This is a genomic window from Chromobacterium sp. W521 (genome assembly GCF_052805975.1).
In genome coordinates, this window is the sequence record NZ_JBRBAF010000055.1 from 1 (window position 1) to 277 (window position 277).

Below are 277 nucleotides of genomic sequence, written 5' to 3' on the forward strand. Positions count from 1 at the left end.
TGGTGACACTCCCCAGGTGCAACTGGTCGCCTTCGATGACCCCTACAGCCTGCCGTCGGCCAGTGTGGAACGGGTGCGTTTCCACCGCAGCGATGCCACCGAGGCCGAAGACGGCCTGACCGAGTGGAACGCCCAGCGCCAGATCGTCCCCGGCGCGGTGGCGCTGGCCAGCTTCGACTACCAGCCGGTGCAAACTCAGCACAGCGGCGACGACAGCCGCATTGATCAAGGCCAGAACGGCAAGGCGCTGCAGTCTTCTTTGCACGACTACGACCCT

The 277-nt window shown here is 65.3% G+C and carries 1 protein-coding gene; it reads left to right on the forward strand.

Going from position 1 to position 277, the window contains the following annotated elements; all coding sequences use genetic code 11:
• Positions 1-277 (forward strand): contractile injection system protein, VgrG/Pvc8 family (locus ACUXV1_RS23275; RefSeq protein WP_446016780.1); only part of this gene is annotated, 277 nt, incomplete at both ends.